At 74.3% G+C, this 18,737-nt stretch carries 11 protein-coding genes; 9 read left to right on the top strand and 2 right to left on the bottom strand.

All coding sequences use genetic code 11. The annotated features are described in order from the left end of the window. Positions 1-20: 20 nt before the first annotated feature. On the bottom strand, positions 21-1,088 hold the full coding sequence (locus ACIP64_RS23505) for an alcohol dehydrogenase catalytic domain-containing protein (protein WP_401590003.1): 1,068 nt from the start codon (positions 1,086-1,088) through the stop codon (positions 21-23). A 335-nt stretch (positions 1,089-1,423) separates the two neighbouring features. Further along, complete coding sequence (locus ACIP64_RS23500) at positions 1,424-2,725, bottom strand: hypothetical protein (RefSeq protein ID WP_401590000.1); 1,302 nt, start codon at positions 2,723-2,725, stop codon at positions 1,424-1,426. 258 nt (positions 2,726-2,983) lie between these two features. Here ACIP64_RS23500 and ACIP64_RS23495 point away from each other — a divergent pair, with 258 nt between their 5' ends. From ACIP64_RS23495 to ACIP64_RS23455, 9 genes are all read left to right on the top strand, one after another. Then, positions 2,984-3,637, top strand: coding sequence for a response regulator transcription factor (locus ACIP64_RS23495; protein WP_360916490.1), 654 nt, complete (start codon positions 2,984-2,986; stop codon positions 3,635-3,637). A 221-nt stretch (positions 3,638-3,858) separates the two neighbouring features. Then, positions 3,859-7,605, top strand: coding sequence for a hypothetical protein (locus ACIP64_RS23490; protein WP_401589997.1), 3,747 nt, complete (start codon positions 3,859-3,861; stop codon positions 7,603-7,605). Positions 7,606-7,623: 18 nt separating this feature from the next. Beyond that, positions 7,624-8,256: a DUF4255 domain-containing protein gene (locus ACIP64_RS23485; RefSeq protein ID WP_401589994.1), complete on the top strand. Its 633-nt coding sequence runs from the start codon at positions 7,624-7,626 to the stop codon at positions 8,254-8,256. Then, positions 8,253-10,358: an AAA family ATPase gene (locus ACIP64_RS23480; protein WP_401589992.1), complete on the top strand. Its 2,106-nt coding sequence runs from the start codon at positions 8,253-8,255 to the stop codon at positions 10,356-10,358. The genes ACIP64_RS23485 and ACIP64_RS23480 overlap by 4 nt, the downstream gene beginning before the upstream one ends. Before the next feature lie 139 nt (positions 10,359-10,497). Then, complete coding sequence (locus tag ACIP64_RS23475; protein WP_401589989.1) at positions 10,498-11,202, top strand: DUF4157 domain-containing protein; 705 nt, start codon at positions 10,498-10,500, stop codon at positions 11,200-11,202. 52 nt (positions 11,203-11,254) lie between these two features. Next, positions 11,255-12,883 (top strand): hypothetical protein, encoded by a 1,629-nt coding sequence (locus tag ACIP64_RS23470; RefSeq protein WP_401589986.1) that lies wholly within the window; start codon positions 11,255-11,257, stop codon positions 12,881-12,883. A 40-nt stretch (positions 12,884-12,923) separates the two neighbouring features. Continuing rightward, complete coding sequence (locus tag ACIP64_RS23465; RefSeq protein ID WP_401589983.1) at positions 12,924-16,523, top strand: hypothetical protein; 3,600 nt, start codon at positions 12,924-12,926, stop codon at positions 16,521-16,523. Positions 16,524-16,678: 155 nt separating this feature from the next. Beyond that, a complete protein-coding gene (locus tag ACIP64_RS23460) occupies positions 16,679-18,238 on the top strand; it encodes a phage tail sheath family protein (RefSeq protein ID WP_401589980.1) in 1,560 nt (519 codons plus the stop codon). 55 nt (positions 18,239-18,293) lie between these two features. Continuing rightward, entirely contained in the window at positions 18,294-18,737 is a 444-nt protein-coding gene (locus ACIP64_RS23455; RefSeq protein ID WP_360916513.1) for a phage tail protein, read from the top strand.

The following is an 18,737-nucleotide window of genomic DNA, read 5'->3' as shown; positions in this document are numbered from 1 at the left end:
GAACGTGCGCGGGCCGGGGATCAGGCGGGGATCGCGACGACGTCGTGGTGCGGTCCGCCCAGGACGACCTTCAGGGCTCCGGTGTCGGTCGCCGAGGAGAAGACGTCGTACGCCGCGGCCGCGTCCTGCATCTCGAAGGCGTGCGTCACCAGGGACGCGGCGGGCAGCCGGCCCGCCTCCACCATCCGCAGCAGGGTGGGGGTGGAGTACGTGTCGACCAGACCGGTGGTGAGGGTGATGTTCCGGCTCCACAGGTCCTCCAGGTGGAGGGTGACCGGCCGCCCGTGCACGCCGACATTGGCGACGTGGCCGCCGGGCCGCACCATGCGCGTGCACAGCCCGAAGCTCTCCGGTGTGCCGGCCGCCTCGATCACCACGTCGGCGCCGAGCCCGTCGGTGAGGTCGTCGACCAGCTGCTCGGGCCCCTCGTCGGCGCGGACCACGGCGTCGGCGCCCAAGTGCTTGGCGGCGTCCAGCCGGGCCGGCACGAGGTCGACGGCGATGACGGCGTGCGGGGCGAACAGATGGGCGGTGGCGATGGCGGCCAGGCCCACGGGGCCGCTGCCGACCACGACGACGGTGTCCCCGGGGCGCACCTCGCCGTTGAGGACACCCACCTCGTAACCGGTGGGGAAGATGTCCGCCAGCAGCACGGCGACCTCGCTGCTCACCACGTGCGACAGCGGGTGCAGACCGGTGTCCGCGAACGGGACGCGCACGTACTCGGCCTGCGTGCCGTCGATCAGGTGCCCCAGCGTCCAGCCGCCGCCCCCGCGGCACTGCCCGTACGCCTGCTCGCGGCAGTAGCGGCAGTGGCCGCAGCCGCTGACGCAGGAGACCAGGACACGGTCCCCGGGACGTACGGTGCGCACCGCGGAGCCCGTCTCGACGACCTCGCCGACGGCCTCGTGGCCCAGCACCGTCCCCGCGGGGACGTCGGGCACCTCGCCGCGCATGATGTGCAGGTCGGTGCCGCAGACACCGGCGGTGTCGACGCGGACGATCGCGTCCGCCGCGTCCATGAGCCGGGGGTCGGGCACGTCCTGCCAGGCCGCCTGACCCGGCCCCTGGAAGACCCAAGCCTTCATGTCGTGACTCCCTCCGTCAGACCGGGACGCACGCGGAACGCGCGAGGCCGGCCCGTACGCGGCGCGGCGGTCGGGAGGCGCCGGTGCGGCCCGTCGTGCGCGAGGCGCCGGTCACAAACGCTCCGCCCGGGCCGCGGCCACGCGTGCCGTCGGCCACGACGCCCACCTGCCCGCCCGGGGGCGGTGCATCCCTCCACTGTGGGCGACGGCTCCGTCCCGGGCATGGGCCGAAGGGGCAACCCGACGGGGCCGGGCGGCCCATGCGGCCGTGACACGGCCGGGGCGCCGCGGGGGTCAGGTCCCCGCGGCGCCCCGGTGGCGCGTGCGACCGCCGCCTACTCCAGCGTCCCGCTGATCAGCGCCGCGGCGTCGCACGCCGTCGGGGCCGGGGTGGTGTCGGGCGGCGTGCCGGGTTTGCGGCAGGCGACCGTCACGGTGACCTTCTGCTTCTCCGGCACCAGGATCGCCGAGGCCCAGTGGAAGTCCTGCTCGCGGAAGTTCTCCAGGGCCGGGGCGAGCAGGGTCTTGCCGCCGACGGTGATGGTGACGACGCCCGAGTCGCCCTGCGGGTTCTCCAGGACGAGGTCGGTGAGGCGCAGCGTCTTGCCGGCCGGCACGGTGTAGGTGTCCGCGCCGGTGCCGCCCGCCGAGCCGGCGGCGGTCAGGCGGGTGGAGAAGAGCGTGGCGTCCGCGGGCGGCACGACCCCTTCGCCGGGCCTGACAGGACGTGAGGACCCGCCCGTCGACTCGACCGCCCGCTCGGCGCCCCGTGCCGCGGCCTTCGCGTCGTCGGCCTTCTTGTTCGCGTCCGCCGCCTGCGAGGCCGCCGCCTCCACCGGGACCTTCACCGCCTCCTTCGCGGCGCTCCGCACGGCGGGGCGCAGCAGCCCGTACCAGACGCCGAGGAGGACGCCCGCCAGCACGACCACCGCCGCGGCGGCCCGCACCAGCCCGCTGCTGAGCACCGGTTGCTGGACGTAGGTGCCGTCGAGGACGACGGGCCCGGCGGCCGTCGCCGACGCGTCGTCGCCGGGCGCCTTCGGGACCGCCGTCACCTGGAAGGAGTGCGGTACGGCGACGCCACGCCACAGGGTGCGCTTGGGCCGTACGGGCATCTGCACGAAGGCCGCACGGCCCGGCTCGACCACGACGGGCGCGGACGGGAGGCCGAACCGCAGCGCCTGCGAGCGGTCGGTGCCGGCGAAGGAGACGGCCACCGGGTGGTTGCCCCGGTTGTCGACGGCTATCCGGTAGCGGGCCCGGCCGCGGCCCTGGGCCATCGTCGGCGTCATCTCGGCGGTCACCTGCTCGTACGGCAGGATGCGCAGGACGCCCTCGGGGACGGTGGCCGTCTCCGGCCGCTCCTGCGGCAGCACGCGCACGCCGAACGTCAGGTCGCCCGGGGGCACCGAGGAGTCGCGCGGCGGCCGCGCGACCAGCGTGACCTGGCCGGCGGTGTCGGGGTAGAGGGAGATCGTGACCGGCTCGACCTCCGTCCATCCGGCGGCGGGCCCCAGGACCTCGAAGCCGTACGCCTCGACGATGGAGCCGGTGTTGCGCAGCTCCAGCGTGATCCTGGCCTCCTCGCCCGGGAGCACCGGGACGGGGGCCGCGTCCAGATGAGCAGATGTGGTCATGGCACGAACCTAGAGACCTCCCCTTCTGTGCACCGCCCCGTACGGACACCTCCGAGGGCAGGCTCCGCTGCCCGTTGAGTCCCTGTGGAGTGCCTGCTGACTGCCCCCGTGTTCACTGGCCCTCGAATGGAAGTGCGGGCCGGGGGCATTGGGCTGCTCCCGGCGAGCCGGCGGGACCGGACGCGAGGCCGGGACCACCGCTCGGGTCCCGTGCGTCCGCAGGGGAGAGCACAGCTCGAAGGGCATCAAGGGGGAGCCATGCAGTACCAGGGGGGCAGCGGCACCGAGCGGATTCCGGTCCGGCTGACCGCGCAGGATCCGATCACGCAGGCGGGGCTGGCCGGCCAGCTGCGGACCCGCCACGAACTGCGTCTGCTCGCGGAGAGCGAGGACGACGGCACCGACAAGGTTGTCGCGGTGTTCGCGGCCGACCGGGTCGGGGAACCCGAACTCCAGGCGCTGCGGCGCCTGCAGCGCGGCGGCGAGGGGCGCACCGTCCTCGTCGCGACCGAGCTGGACGACACCGGCCTGGTGGCCGCGGTCGAGTGCGGCGTGGTCGGCGTGGTGCGCCGCGCGGACGCCTCCGCCCAGCGGCTCGCGGACGCGATCACCGCGGTCGCGCGGGGCGAGGGCAGCGTGCCGGCCGATCTGCTGGGCCGCCTCCTCGACCAGGTGGGCCGGCTCCAGCGGCAGGTTCTCGACCCGCGCGGGCTGGCGTTCACCGGACTCGCGCAGCGCGAGATCGACGTGCTGCGGCTGGTCTCGGAGGGCAAGGACACCGCGGAGATCGCCCGCACCCTGGCCTTCTCCGAACGGACGGTGAAGAACATCCTGCACGACGTCACCACCCGCCTCCAGCTGCGCAATCGCTCCCACGCGGTGGCCTACGCGATGCGGATGGGCTTCATCTGACGGACCGCCGGGCGGGGCGGGAGGGTGCCGGTGCCCCTTGGGGCACCGGCCGGTACCCGAAGCGCTGCCCGTCTCCGGCTGATGGCGGAGGCGTCCTGGCGCGAGGGTGTGACTGAGGAGGTCTGTCCGGGCGCCGGCGCACCGCACACCGGTGGGCGAGGGGGAAACGACCGGGCGACGTGGTGCGACGAGGTGTGTTCATCCCAGGGGCCCGGCGGGCTGTGTCCGGTGCTGCTGCCACCGTGCGGGGCGACCGCGGCAGGGCGGTGCCGCGCGCCCGCCGCGCCGTGCGCCGCCGCGGGCCCGGTTGGGTTCTCGCGCTCGTGGCCACCGGCGCCCTCATCGCCTCGCTGCTGGTCGCCGTCTCCGCGGTCTCCGGCGGCTCGCACGTCGCCTCGGCCGATCCGCCGCCCGCGTCCGCCGATCCGGGCCGGATCGCCTACCGCGGCGAGGGCGAGCACCGCAGCCTCCAGGTCGTCGGGCTGCCCACGGTCACCGGGGACGGCTGCGACGGCGACGGGCCGTGCGGCGGGATCGGCCGCGCGGCCGTCACCTACGGCCCGGTCGCCCCGCTGCTCGGGCAGGGATCGGCCGCCGACGACTGCCAGGCCGCCGCGCGCGGCGACGACGTCGTGTTCGTCAGCGACCGCGTGGGCGACGGCGAGGGCATCTACCGGCGCAAGGGCGAAGGCCCCGTGACGCCTGTGCTGCTGCGGCCCGGTTGGCGGCTGACGGATCCAAAACTGTCGCCCGACGGGCAGTGGATCGCCTTCGGTTCGTTCCCGGTGGGCGAGGACGACGACGGCATCGAGTCGGCGGACCGCTGCGACAACGCGGACCGCGGCACGGGCGACATCGACCCGGCGTCCGAGGTGTGGGTCGTGCGCGCCGACGGATCGGGGCTGCGGAAGGTCGCCGACGGCGGCGCACCCGACTGGTCGCCCGACGGCACCCGGCTCGCGTACGGCCACGACGACGCGGTGTACCGCGTACCCGTCGCCGGCGGCAGTCCCGTCCGGGTCAGCCCGGCGGAGACCGCGGCGTACCGGCCCGCCTGGGAACCGGCAGGCGGCCAGGACCGCATCGCGTTCGTCGGAGTGTCCGGCGGCCGCACGCAGGAGCTGACCCTGGTGCCCGCGGCCGGCGGCGGCACTCCGGTCGTCGTCGCCCGGGGCAGCACCTACTCCCAGGACCGGCGCGGGGTCGCCTGGTCGCCCGACGGCAAGCGCCTGGCCTTCCTCTCCGGGGACGCGTACCTCGTCGACCCCGCCGTGCCGTGCTCCGCCCCGGACTGCGTGCGGCTCGTCGGCGACGACGACGGCGGGGCGTTCGGCACCGCCGAGTCCCTGACCTGGTACCGGGCGGCGGACGGCCCGCTCTCGGTGCTCGTCGGCCGGTCGGACCCGGAGCAGGTCGACATCGAGAGCGTCCGCTCGCGCACACCCGTCGACCGGCTGGAGCTGCGGGCGGCGCGCGATCGCGAGAACGACCTCTCCGACCCGGTGTACTCCCCGGACGGCAGGCGGCTGGCCTTCCTCGACTCGGTCTTCGTCGCCGTCCGCAGTGATGTGAAACGGGTGATGATCGGCCCCTCGGACGCGCTCGCCGACGCGGTGCCGCTCCACTACGACGGTCTGGACCCCTTCGAGGAGTTCGGCCGGGTCGCCTGGTCGCCCGACGGCACGAAGCTGGCCGTCACCCACTGGCGGGGCGTCGGCGAGACCGACCGGGACGCCGTCGTCTCCGTCGTCGACGTGTCCGCGGGTCCCGCCGACGCACGGCTGCTGTACACGGTCGGCGCACCGCAGACCCCCGAGGGAACCACGTGCAGCACGGACGACCGCGATCCGAGCTGGTCGCCGGACGGGACGACGCTGGCGTTCTCCCGGTACCACCAGTGCACGCAGATCCCGTCCAGCCCGAGCCCGGACCCCAGCCCCGACCCCAGCCCCGACGCGAGCCCCGACCCGGAGCCGAGCCCCGATCCGCCGCCGGTGGACCCCGGCCCCAGGGTCGCGGTCGCCGCCGCGGCGCGGATCGCCCCCGACACCCTGCCCCGGCACATCTGGACCGCGCCGGCGGAGGCGGCGGGCGCCCCGCAGAAGGACCTGACGGCCGCCCTGTGCGGCGACGGCCCGTGCGACGTGCTCGACCAGCGGCCCGCCTACGACCCCGGCGGCAGCGGCATCGCGTTCACCCGGAGCGGTCCCGACGACTCCGAGGGCGACCCGCACAGCGCGGTCCAGTTGATGCGCGGTGACGGCGGCGCCTGCCGCGGCGTGGTGCCGTCCACGGCGACGTGCCCCACGGCGATCGCCCCGGCGGCCGAGGACGCGCCCTTCGTCCGCCCCGACGGCGCGGCATGGTCGCCGACCGGCTCCCGGCTCGCCATCGACGTCGAGACGACCGGCTGGGACGGGGTGCGGAACCGCCGCATCGCCGTCGTCGACCCGGCCACCGGCCAGGGCGACATCCTGCCCAGCAGGCTCTACCGCGAGGAGAGCCGGCCCACCTGGCAGGCCAGTGCCGACCTGTCGGTGACCATGACCGGGCCCGCCGAGGCCGTGCTGACCGGCACCACCGCGGTCGTGACGCTGCACGTCGTCAACGGCGGCATCGCCCACGCCCCCGGCACCCGGGCGGACGTCACGCTGCCCCCGGGACTGGTGGCCGTGGGGGACCCGGTCCCGTCCCAGGGCACCTGCTCCGCCCTCCACTGCGACCTCGGCCTGCTCCCGGTCGCAGGCACGGCGGACATCCGGATCCCCGTGCGGGCCGCCGCGCCGGGCGCGTACACCGTGTCCGGGCGCGCCGTGAGCGATCTGATCGACCATCAGCCGGCGGACAACACGGCCGCCGTGACCGTCGTCGTCAACGACCCGCCGCCCCTGCCGGGCGACCCCGCGGTCACCGTCACCGTCACTCCGCCCAAGGTGCCGACCGGCGCCCCGGCGACCGTCGTCTACACGGTGACGAACCGCGGCGAGGGCACCGCCCGGGCCGTGCTGCTGCAACCCACGCTGCCCACCGGGCTCACGGTGGGCAGCGCGACCCCGGCCTGCCCGGCCGCGGGCTGTGCGCTGGGCGACCTCGAACCCGGCGGGACCGTCACCGTCACCCGCCAGGTCAGCGCGGCGCACCCGCTCAGCGGCAACGTCGTCGGCACCGTCACCTCGGCCTCCGAGGACGCCGACCGGTCCAACAACACCGCGACGGCCCCGATCACGGTCGAGGACCGCCCGGTCAGCACGCCGCCCGTCACCACACCGCCCGTCACGACGCCCCCGGTGACGCCGCCCGCGGGCCCCGGACCCGCCGACCCCGCGGTCGCCCTCGCCGTCACCCCCGGCACGGTGTGGACCGGCGGACCCGGCGCCACCGCGAAGGTCACCGTCAGCAACCCGGGCAGGGCGAAGGCCACCGGCCTGACGCTGGTCGTCGTCCTGCCGCCGGGCGCCACGGCGGCCACCGGCACCTGCGCCACCGCGGCGGGATGCCCCGTGACCGACCTCGCCCCGGGGGCGTCGGCGACGGTGTCGCTGCCGCTGACCGCTCCGGACGCGCTCGCCGGGCAGGTCACGGCCAACCTCACCACCACCGGCAGCGACAGCGACCGCGGCAACGACACGGCCACCGCACCGCTCACCGTCCTCGCCCCGCAGGTGCGGCTCATCCCCACCGTCGGGCCGCCGGGGGCGGTCGCCCTCGCGCGCGGCACGCACTTCCCGCCCGGCGCGGTGCTGCGGCTGCGGTGGAGCAACGGGGTGACGGTCGCCGCCGCGCCGGTGCGGGCCGGAGCGGACGGCACCTTCACCGCGTCGATGCTCGTGCTCGTCCAGGACGCCCTCGGGCCGCGGGAGTTGCTGACCTCCGACAGCGCGTCCGTACCGCGCTTCGGGCCGGTGCGCACCCCGTACCTCGTGGTGCCCGGTGTGCTCCAGCCGTCCGACTTCACATGGCGCAGGTGACCCGGCGGTGACGCTCCGATGATCCACGAAGTGGACGACGCCCTGCGCGACCTCGTACGGGCCGAGGTCGGCGGGCCCGGCGTGGACGTGGTCTTCGACGCGCCCACCCGCGACTGGGCCGCCCGCCGCAACGCCCCGACCGTCAACCTCTACCTCTACGACATCCGCGAGGACATGCGGCAGCGCGCGCGGGGCCGGCGGAACGTGTACGACGAGCAGGGCACGGTCGTCGCCCGGACGCTCCCGCCGCGCTACTTCAAGCTCTCCTACCTGATCAGCGCCTGGACGCAGCGACCGGAGGACGAACACCGGCTGCTGTCCTCCCTGTTGCGGTGCTTCCTGCGGCACGAGGCACTGAAGGCGACCGATCTCGGACCCGAACTGTCCGCCATCGGGCTGCCGGTGCCGGTGACGGTCGCCCTCCCGCCGCCGGAGGACCGGGCGTTCGCCGACGTGTGGACCGCCCTCGGCGGCGAGCTGAAACCGTCGCTGGACCTGGTGGTCAGCGCGCCGGTGACGGTCGCGCCGGTCTACACGGCGGGGCCGCCCGTCGAGGAGGGGCTGCACGTCGACTTGGCGGAAGCACCGCGGGTGGAGCGGACCGCGCCGGGCGACCGGCCCGGACCGGCACCGCGCCGGAGGAACCGATGAACACCGCGACCGACGGCACCACCGCCGACCCCGGCCTCGCCCACCTCATGGGCCGGCTCGCGCTGGTCGAGGAACGCGTCCGCAGGGCCGTCGACGCACGGCGGGCGGGCGACCCGGAACCCGACGACCCGTTCCGGGGGATCTACCTGTCCGACGACGCGGTCCGCCGCCTGCTCGACGAACCCGCGGCCGTGCCCGGGCCCGACCCGGTGGACGCGGTGCGCGCGGCGGAACTCGCGGCCCGGGCCGCGCAGGCGCGGGCAGAGGGTGCCCCGCTGCGCCTGGACGGCCTGGAACAGGACTTCGGGCTGCTCCCGCTCGACACCGAACTGCTGCTGGTCGCCCTCGCGCCCGATCTCGACCGCCGCTACGAGCAGTTGTACGGCTATCTCAACGACGACGTCACCCGCCGCCGCCCCACCGCGGGCCTCGCCCTCGCGCTGTGCGGGACGCCCGCCGCGTCCGCCGGGGCCCGGGCGCGGCTGTCGGCCGGCGCGCCGCTGGCCGCCCGCGGCCTGCTGGTGGTGGAGGAGCCCGAACGTCCCCTGCTGAGCCGGGCGTTGCGCGTGCCGGACCGGGTGACCGCGCACCTCCTGGGCGACGACAGCCCTGACCCGGCCCTGCTCGACCTTCTCGTCCCGCTGACCTCCGGCATCCTGCCGACCGGGCTCGCGGACCGGGTCGCCGTCGCGCTGCGCCGCGGCGTCGGACCGGTGTACCTGCGCGAGCCCGCGGGCGGCTCCGCGCGTTCGGTCGCCGCCGACGCGCTGGCGGCCGCCGGGCGGCGGGCCCTCGGACTGGACCTGGGACGGCTGGCCCGGCGTGCCGACCCCGCGGAGGCGGTCGCCACCGCGGGCCGGGAGGCCGGGCTCGGTGGCGCGGGGCTGGTCGCCTCTCCCGTGGAAGCGCTCGCCGAACGGCCGGAACTGCTGCGGACGCTGGCCGCTCTCCCCGTCCCCGTCGTGCTCGCGGGCAAGGCCTCCTGGGACCCCGCGTGGGCGGACCGGGCACCGCTGCTCGCCGACGTGGAGCGCATCGGGGCCGACGAGCGGTCCGCGCTGTGGCGGGTGGCACTGGCCCGTACCGCCCCCCGGCAGCCGGACGGCGCCGAAGTGCCGGCCGCGGTACGCCACGACGCCGCCGCGGCCTTCCACCTCACCCCGGAACAGGTCGAACGCGCCGCCCGCACCGCCCATCAGCAGGCGCTGCTGTCCGGCGGCCCCCTCACCGACGCCCACCTGCTGTACGGCGCCCGCGCGCAGAACACCTCGGGCCTGGAGCGGCTGGCCCGCCGCATCGAACCCGGCGTCGGCTGGGACGACCTGGTCCTGCCGCCCCCCGTGCTCGGCCAGCTGCGGGAACTGGCCGCCCGCGCCCGGCACCGCGACCGCGTCCTCGGCGACTGGAACATGCGGCCCGGCGGCGGCCGGGGCCGCGGCGTCATGGCGCTGTTCGCCGGCGACTCCGGCACCGGCAAGACGATGTCGGCCGAGGTCATCGCCGGGGCGCTGGGCCTGGACCTCTACACCGTCGACCTCGCCACGGTCGTCGACAAGTACGTGGGCGAGACCGAGAAGAACCTGGAGCGGATCTTCACGGAGGCGGCGGGCGTGAACGCGGTGCTGCTCTTCGACGAGGCCGACGCGGTGTTCGGCAAGCGTTCGGAGGTCAAGGACGCGCACGACCGCTATGCCAACGTCGAGAGCGCCTACCTGCTCCAGCGGATGGAGAGCTTCGACGGGCTGGCGGTCCTCGCCACCAACCTGCGGGCCAACCTGGACGAGGCGTTCACCCGGCGCCTCGACCTCGTGGTCGACTTCCCGCTGCCCGAGGCCGCACAGCGCGAGGCCCTGTGGGACCGCTGCCTGGGCCGCGCCGTGCCGCGCGGCGACGACCTCGACCTCGCCTTCTGCGGCCGGTCGTTCGAGCTCGCGGGCGGCGACATCCGCTCCGCGGCGGTCACGGCCGCGTATCTCGCCGTCGAGGCGGGGCGGCCGGTGGGCATGGCCGAACTGGTGGCGGCGGTCGCACGCGAGTACCGCAAGCTCGGACGGCTCTGCCTGCCCAGCGAGTTCGGGCCGTACCTGGAACTGACGCGGTGACGGCCTGCCCGAAGGGGCAGGCAGCGGTGCCCGCGGTACGCACCCCGCGCCCTTGGGGCCGGGCCGCCGCCGGTGGGACCGTGGGTCGCGGGCGCCGCCCGCCGCGGAACGCGCAGCGCGCCATCGGGCTGGGGGACAGATGCACGAGCACGAGCACGACGGCGAACTCGCCACCGGGTCACGCCTCAAGACCGACGCCGCGTCCGCCGCGGCCCCGGACCCGCTGCTGCTGAAGGCGGCGGCCGGCGGGCGGGCCGACGTACTCGGCGCGTCCGGACTCCTGCGGCTGCAGCGGTCGCTGGGCAACAGCGCGGTGGGCGCCGCCCTCGACGACCGGCAGGCCGACGAACCCTCTCCCGTGCACGACGTCATCGGCTCCGGCGGCCGGCCCCTCGACCCCGAGGTGCGCGGCGACATGGAGGCGCGGCTCGGCCACGACTTCGGCGACGTCCGCGTCCACACGGACGCCGCGGCGCACGACTCGGCGCGGGCGGTCAACGCCCACGCCTACACGGTCGGTTCCCACGTCGTCTTCCAGCGCGACGCCTACGACCCCGCGTCGCACCAGGGCCGCACCACGCTCGCGCACGAGCTGACCCATGTGGTCCAGCAGCGCTCCGGGCCGGTGGACGGCACGGAGACGGCCGGCGGCATCCGCGTCAGCGATCCGTCCGACCGCTTCGAGCGGGAGGCGGCGGCCAACGCCGACCGTGTGATGGCTCAGCCCGCGCCGGCGGCACCCGCGGTGCAGCGGGAGGCCGAGGAGCGGGAAGAGGAGTCGCTGCAGGGTCTGTTCGTGCAGCGGACCGAGGAGACCGCGGAGGAGGAGACGCCGGCGGAATGACGTTCCGCCCGCCGTCGCCCGGTTCCCGCCGACCCCAGCGAAGGGGAGACCCTTGAAGGCCAGGTCCGAGCGGCCCCCGGCGGAGGACTCCACCGCCCGCGCCGCCGCACCCGTACGGCGCCGGGCCGCGCCGGAGACTCCCTCCGGCACGGTCGTGCGCGCCGTCGACCCGCGGTCCCTCCAGCGGTTGCAGGGCCGGGCCGGCAACGCGGCGGTCTCGGGCCTGGTGACGCGGCGCACGGCTGCCACCGCGGGCCCGGACGGCGGCCTCGCCGTGCAGCGGGACACGAACAGCACCTCCGGCGTGGTGTCGCAGGCGCCGGTGCGGCACGTGGAGTGGACCGGTGACCCGGTGAGCATGGCCAACGCCCTGCGGGACCTGCTGCTCTCCGGGGACGTGGAGCGGATCGCCCTCTCGCTGGGCATGCTGTGGGTCCGCGGCATGGTCGACACGCTCCGCATGCTCAAGCTCGACGCCGGTGCGTACGCCGCTGTCACAAGTGCCGCCCCCTTCACGGCGAATGCGCGGCTCATGGCGGCGCTCGACGTGGTCGAGGGCCGGTCCCCGCAGCCCACCGCGGACGTACCGGCCGATCAGGCCGTCGAGTTGAGGGCCATGCACGACGTGCCCGACTGGCCGCGGATCATCGGCCCGCAGGCCCGGCCGGCGGTGCTGCTGCCCGATCCGGACCGTACGCCCGATCCCGTGCTGAGCGATCCCCGCTACTACGCCGCCCTCTACGACGCCATCCGCCGCAACAGGGCCTTGGCCGGGCAGTACCTGCTGCGCGCCGTCAAGGCGCGGCCGGCCGACCGCGTGCCGGGCGGATTCGTCTACGTCGGGCCCTCGCACAAGGGGGACCGGCCCGCCGGGCTGGATGCCCCCGACCCGCGCCGCAAGGCGGTCAACGAGGCGCTGTGGAGGGAACTGGGCGTCGGTGAGGGGACCCAGGCGTCGGTGAACACCTGGGACTCCGCCAAGTTCAGTTTCGGTCCCGGCTTCGCGGCGACGGGCCTGCTCCGCCGCGTCATGGACAACCTGGCCCGGTCCGGCTCCGACGTGCTCCCGGTGCTCCGGAACGCCGGGCTGATCTACGAGAACAACCAGTGGTACGTCGTCGATCCGGACACCCGCAGCGTCGCGTCCGGCGCCGCGGCACTCGACGTCCTGTCCAAGGACGTGGGTCTCATCGGCACGTTCCTCGACACCGCGGGCGATCCCGCCTCGCGGCGGCAGTGGATGGAAGCGGAGTGGCAGGCGATGCGCTCCGCGGGCGGCGCCGCCGCCGTGCCCGACCAGGTGGTGCGGAACTGGCCGGTCGACCTCGTCGTCTTCGTCGCCCACTGCGTGCACTGGGGCGGGACGACCTGGAAGGACTGGGACAGCGCCGCCCCGCCCGACCTCTTCCACGTCGTGCGCAGGCAGGCGGCGCACGTGCCGCGGCGCACCGACGACCCGCGCATTCTCACGGCGCTCAGCGCCAGGACGTTCCTCGGCTTCAGCGGCGGCCTGCTCCCGAACGCGCTGCGCCTGCGCGGACGGGACCCCGGGCCCCTGCCCGCCGACTGGAGCAGCGCCTTCGCGGGCGCGGTCGCCCTGCCGGTGAGCGACAAACCCCTGGTGGCGCACGTCATCGAGGCCACCGAGGAGAGCTCCGGTCCAAAGGGTGCGGACCAGTGACGCCGCGGCGCGAACGACGGGGGGTGACCAGGTGAAGGCCGTGCCCGAGAGATCACCGGGGGAGGAACCCGCCGGACGCGCCCCTGCCCCTGCGCGGCGCCCGGGCGATCCGGCCGCCGCCCCCGGCGCGCCCGCGCGCGGCGCCGACGCGAGGGCCCTCCAGCGTCTGCAGGGGCGGGCCGGCAACGCCGCGGTCGCACGGCTGGTGGCGCAGCGCACGGCGACCGCGGCCGTGCAGCGGTTGGACCCGGGCGGTGTCTCCGCGCTGCCCGTCGCACCGCCCGGGCTCGCGCCCACGCAGGACCCGCGGTTCCGGGGCGTGGCCGACGAGGTCGGCCGGACGAAGGCGGCGCTGACACGCCATCCCACGGGGAAGTCCGCCGCCAAGGCCGCGCAGGACGCCGCGTCGGCGCCCCCCGACGACAAGGAGGCACAGGCCAAGGCCGCCCACGTCGCCGAGATGGGGACCGCGAAGCCCGCGCCCTTCGACAAGGCCGCGTTCGTCGCCGCTGTGAACCAGACGATCGCCGCCCAGGCCCCCAAGACCCTCGACGACGCCGACAAGTTCGCCACGTCCGGCAAGGCCGATGCCGTGAAGGAGCAGGTGGCGGGCCAGGTCACCGCGGGCAGGCAGAACTCGGCCAAGGACATCACCGAGAAGACCGCCGCCGCGCCCGACCCGTCGAAGGCGGTGGAGAAGCCCGTCACCCCGCTGCCGCCGCAGCCCGCCCCGCCCGCGTCGGCGCCCCCCGACGCCAAGGCGGCGGCCGTGGCGCCCGCGCCCGCGGAGCAGACCGATCTCTCGACCGGACCGCAGCGGACCGACGCGCAGATGAACGAGGCGCAACTGACGCCCGATCAGCTCGCGCACTCCAATGAACCGCAGTTCACCGCGGCCCTGGACGCCAAGCGCGAAGCGGATGCGCACGCCGCCACCGCGCCCGCGCAGTACCGGGCCGCGGAACAGGCGCGGGTCGCCGCCGAACAGGCACAGGCCGGTGCCGTCGGGGCGGCGGGCGCGCAGCAGATGGCGGGTGCCCACGCCGGTGCCACCTCGCGGGCGGCGGGCGGCCAGAACGCGGCCAAGAGCCGGGAGGAGCAGGCGCGGGCCGCGGTGACCACGGAGATCAAGGCCGTCTTCGACACGACGAAGACGGACACCGAGCGGATCCTCGGGGCCCTCGACGGCGAGGTCGAGACCGCGTTCGACACCGGTCAGAAGCGCGCCAAGGACGCCTTCACCGCCGACCACCGGGCGCGCATGGAGCGCTACAAGGACGCGCGGTACTCCGGTCTCGACGGAGCCGCCCGCTGGGTCGCGGACCTGGTGACGGACCTGCCTCCCGAGGCCGACCAGATCTTCGTGGAGTCGAAGCGGCTCTACGAGCGCGACATGCAGAAGGTCGTCTCCGACATCGCCGACCTCATCGGCCGGCGGCTCGGCGAGGCGACCCTGCGGATCGCCAAGGGACGGGAGGACGTCGCCGCGATCGTCGCCCGGCAGCCGCCGCAGCTGCGGCAGTTCGCCGATCAGGCCGCGCAGTCCATCGGCGGCGACTTCGACCGGCTCGACTCCTCCGTCACGGAGAAGTCCCAGGGCATGGTCCAGGACCTCGCCCAGCGCTACAGCGCGGCGCGCAAGGAGCTGGACGAGGAGATCACGTCCCTCCAGGCCGAGAACAAGGGGCTGCTCAGCAAGGCCGAGGACGCGATCGCCGAGACCGCCAGGACCGTACTCCAGCTCAAGGACATGCTGCTGGGGGTGCTGGCCCGGGCCGCCGGCGCGATCGACAAGATTATTGCCCGGCCGGTCGAGTTCCTCGGCAACCTCGTGAACGCGGTCAAGGCGGGCGTGACGGGCTTCGCCGAGCGGATCGGCGACCACCTGAAGAACGGCCTGAAGCAGTGGCTCTTCGGGCAGCTCTCGGCGGGCGGCATCGAGATCCCGGAGACGTTCGATGCCAAGGGCATCGTCAAGCTGGTGCTGTCGATCCTCGGCCTCACCTGGAACAACATCCGCACCCGGGTGGTGACGGCGATCGGCGAACCGGCCATGAAGGCCCTGGAGTCGACCTTCGACATGGTCCGGATCCTCGTCACCGAGGGCGTCGGCGGCCTGTGGCGGTGGATCGTCGAGAAGCTGTCCGACATCAAGGACACCGTGCTCGGCGCGATCCAGGACTTCATCACCGAGAAGATCGTCACGGCCGGCATCACGTGGATCGTGAGCCTGCTCAACCCCGCGTCGGCCTTCGTCCGCGCGTGCAAGGCGATCTACGACGTGGTGATGTTCTTCGTCAACCGCGCCGCCCAGATCAAGAGCTTCGTGGACTCGGTTCTCGACTCGGTCGAGGGCATCGCCGCCGGCGGCGGCGGAGGCGTCCCGGCCCTGATCGAGAACAGCCTCGCCAAGGCCGTCCCGGTGGTGCTGGACTTCCTCGCCAGCCTGCTGGGCCTCGGCGGCATCTCCGAGAAGATCAAGTCGATCCTGGCCAAGGTCCAGGCCCCGGTGATGAAGGTGGTCGACTGGGTCATCGCGAAGATCGTCGCCGCGGGCAAGAAGCTTCTGTCGAAGCTGAAGGCCAAGGCCCAGGGCGGCGACGACACCCCGGAGGGCAAGCAGCAGCGACTCGACAAGGGCATGGCGGCGGCCAGGGCGGCGGCGAACAAACTGGCGGGACGTCCGGTGGGCAAGGCGATGCTCGCCCCGGTGCTCGCCGCCATCAAGGCCCGTTACGGGCTGGTCCGCCTCGAAGCCGTGCCGTCCGGCAAGAAGTGGGCGGTCGAGGGCGAGATCAATCCGAAGGCGCACGTCATAACGGATGCGGACGTCGCCGCGCAGGCCAGGAACGCGGAACTGGCCGCTGAAGTGGCCCGGTTCGAGCAACAGCTTGCCGTCGCGACGGCTGAGAAGTCCGAGGTCCAGGGCGAGGTCGACCGGCTGAACGCGCAGATCCAGGCGGCGGGCGAGCGCAAGCGAAGCCTGCCCGCGGGCCCCGAACGAACGGCGGCGGAGCGCGCGTACAACGGGCTCATCCTCGAACGTGCCGAGGCCGTGGCCACGCTCGTGGCCCACGGCCGGTCCCTGAACATCACGGCCACACGGCTGGGCGACGCGCTGGACCGGCAGAAGAAGGAGAGCGTTGCCTCGTACAACGAGCTCGCGAACCGCCTCCACAAGTCCGCTGCCATGAAGAAGTCCGGGGACGAGGTCCTCAAGCCCCACAAGGTGCTCGGCACGGACTTCCTGGGCACCGTGCTCACCACCGACCCGAACGAGCCGGAGCACGTCTTCCCGAGAAGCCGGATCGTCCGGCTGACCTTCGCCTACGAGCCACCCGGCGGCGGACGCGCCGAGCAGTTGACGTTCCTGGACCTTGACGAGCGGGACAAGAAGGACCTGGTCGCGTACAAGCCCAATCTCGTCGCCTTGCGCAAGAGCGTGAACATCGCCCGCAGCAACCACCCTTGGGCGGACATGGGGCCGATGCTGAAGGCCCATCCGGGTCTCGCGCACATCACGGACCTGGACGCCAAGCAGGCGGCACTGGCCGCCCTCGAACGGAGGATGGAAGCCGAGATGCGGGCGGAGGCCGCCCGGCTGTACGCGCTGCGGCCGCGGCCCAAGGCGGTGCGGTGACCCGGGCCCGGGGGGCCACCCTGCCCCACGCGCCGGGCCCCTGCCCGATCGGGCATGCCCCCCTTCCCCCCGGGCGGAACGGCAGGTCATGACCCGCGCGCGCCCCGCGCGCCACGCTGGGGGCGGCCAATCATGTTGCAGGGGGAGGATCCGCGATGCCGTCGTACCTGTCGCCGGGCGTCTATGTGGAAGAGGTGGAGGCCGGGTCGCGCCCCATCGAGGGCGTGGGGACCGCGGTCGCCGCGTTCGTGGGGCTGGCGGTCGAGGGGCCGTTCAACACGCCCACGCTGGTGACGAACTGGAGCCAGTTCACCCAGACCTTCGGTGACTTCGTCGACGGCGCCTACCTCGCGCACGCGGTCTACGGCTACTTCCTGAACGGCGGCGGCACCTGCTACGTCGTCCGCGTGGGCGGCGAGCAGGCCGACGCCGGGGCGCCCGCGCCGGCCCGTGGCGCGGGCAAGCAGCGCGGGAAGGCGGCCGCCGTGGCGGCCGGACCGCGCGTCGCGCTCGACGGCTTCCAGGTCGCCGCGCTGGACGGGTCCGGGGACGGCCTGAGCGTGGAGGTGGCCGACGCGGAGGGCGAGGACGCGTTCGCCTTGGTCGTCAGGCGCGGTGACAGCACCGAGGAGACCTTCGACGTCTCCGCCAAGCGCAGCCAGCGCAACTACGTGGTCACCGTCGTCCGCGAGAAGTCCCGGCTGATCACCGTCGAGGAGGCCGCCGGGCAGACCGCGGCCCGCCCCGGCAACCAGACCGTGGCCGTGCCGCCCGCCGGCTCGGGACCCGCCGTGGTGCCCGCCGCCATCAGCCCGGAGAGTTACGTCGGCAACTCCGCGGACCGCACCGGCTTCGCCGGCCTGGAGGCCGTGGACGAGGTCACCATGCTCGCCGTCCCCGACCTGATGAGCGCCTTCGAGCAGGGCGCGCTGGACGCCGAGGGCGTCAAGGCCGTGCAGCTGGCGATGATCGCGCACTGCGAGCTCATGGGGAACCGGGTGGCCATCATCGACCCGCCTCCCGAGCTGAACGCCCAGCAGGTCAAGGACTGGCGGCAGACGGGCGCCGGGTACGACTCCAAGTACGCGGCGCTGTACTACCCGTGGATCAAGGTGGCCGACCCCGCGACCGGCCAGACGCGGTTCGTGCCCCCGAGCGGGGCGATGGCCGGGGTCTGGGCCCGCAGCGACGAGAGCCGCGGGGTGCACAAGGCGCCGGCCAACGAGGTGGTGCGCGGCGCGGTGGAGCTGGCGACCCAGCTGACCAAGGCGGAGAACGACCTGCTCAACCCGATCGGCGTCAACTGCATCCGGGCCTTCCCGGGCCGCGGTGTGCGGGTGTGGGGTGCCAGGACGCTGTCCTCCGACCCGTCGTGGCGCTACCTGAACGTGCGCCGGCTCTTCAACTACCTGGAGGAGTCGATCCTGATCGGCACCCAGTGGGTGGTCTTCGAGCCGAACGACGACGCCCTGTGGGCCCGGATCCGCCGTACGATCTCCGCCTTCCTGGTCAACGAGTGGCGCCGGGGCGCGCTGTTCGGCCTCACTCCCGACGAGGCGTTCTACGTGAAGTGCGACCGGGAGACCAACCCCGCCGAGGACATCGACGCCGGGCAGGTGGTCTGCGAGATCGGCATCGCGCCCGTCAAGCCGGCCGAGTTCGTGATCTTCCGGCTCTCCCAGTTCTCCGGCGGCACCAGCCTCGTCGACGAGTGACCGGCCGACCCCGCCACCGCTGACCCCGACTACCCCGGAAGGCAGGTAGCCCCCCATGGCACTTCCCGACCTCGACACCTCGGTGGGCCACTCCTTCGGCCTGGAGTTCGACGGCGTCGTCATCAAGCAGATCACCGAGGTGACCGGCCTGAAGATGGAACAGGACGTCATCGAGCTGAAGCAGAACACCGCCGACGGCAAATACATGATCAAGAAGCTGCCCGGCCGCCCCAAGGCCGGCGAGGTGACCCTCACCCGGGGCCTCACCTCCGACCAGAGCTTCGAGAAGTGGATCAAGGATTCGCGGTTCGGCAAGATGGGCTCGGTCCGCAAGGGCGGCGCGATCATCGTCTACGACTACGAGGGCACCGCCATCAAGCGGTACACCCTGGTCAACGCCTGGCCCAAGAGCCTGGAGATCGGCTCCCTGAAGGCCGGCGACACCAGCGTGCTGACCGAGAAGGTCGTCATCACCTACGAGTCCATGGATGTCGAGTGA

This window comes from Streptomyces sp. NPDC088733 (assembly GCF_044751185.1).
Lineage (GTDB): Bacteria > Actinomycetota > Actinomycetes > Streptomycetales > Streptomycetaceae > Actinacidiphila.
Note: the sequence above shows the minus strand (reverse complement) of the source record. Positions and strands in the feature narration are given on the sequence as shown.

Coding starts and splice junctions, on each gene's coding strand:
- ACIP64_RS23500 (WP_401590000.1), bottom strand. CDS start 2,725: ATGACCACATCTGCTCATCTGGACGCGGCCCCCGTCCCGGTGCTCCCG.
- ACIP64_RS23505 (WP_401590003.1), bottom strand. CDS start 1,088: ATGAAGGCTTGGGTCTTCCAGGGGCCGGGTCAGGCGGCCTGGCAGGAC.
- ACIP64_RS23455 (WP_360916513.1), top strand. CDS start 18,294: ATGGCACTTCCCGACCTCGACACCTCGGTGGGCCACTCCTTCGGCCTG.
- ACIP64_RS23460 (WP_401589980.1), top strand. CDS start 16,679: ATGCCGTCGTACCTGTCGCCGGGCGTCTATGTGGAAGAGGTGGAGGCC.
- ACIP64_RS23480 (WP_401589992.1), top strand. CDS start 8,253: ATGAACACCGCGACCGACGGCACCACCGCCGACCCCGGCCTCGCCCAC.
- ACIP64_RS23495 (WP_360916490.1), top strand. CDS start 2,984: ATGCAGTACCAGGGGGGCAGCGGCACCGAGCGGATTCCGGTCCGGCTG.
- ACIP64_RS23485 (WP_401589994.1), top strand. CDS start 7,624: ATGATCCACGAAGTGGACGACGCCCTGCGCGACCTCGTACGGGCCGAG.
- ACIP64_RS23475 (WP_401589989.1), top strand. CDS start 10,498: ATGCACGAGCACGAGCACGACGGCGAACTCGCCACCGGGTCACGCCTC.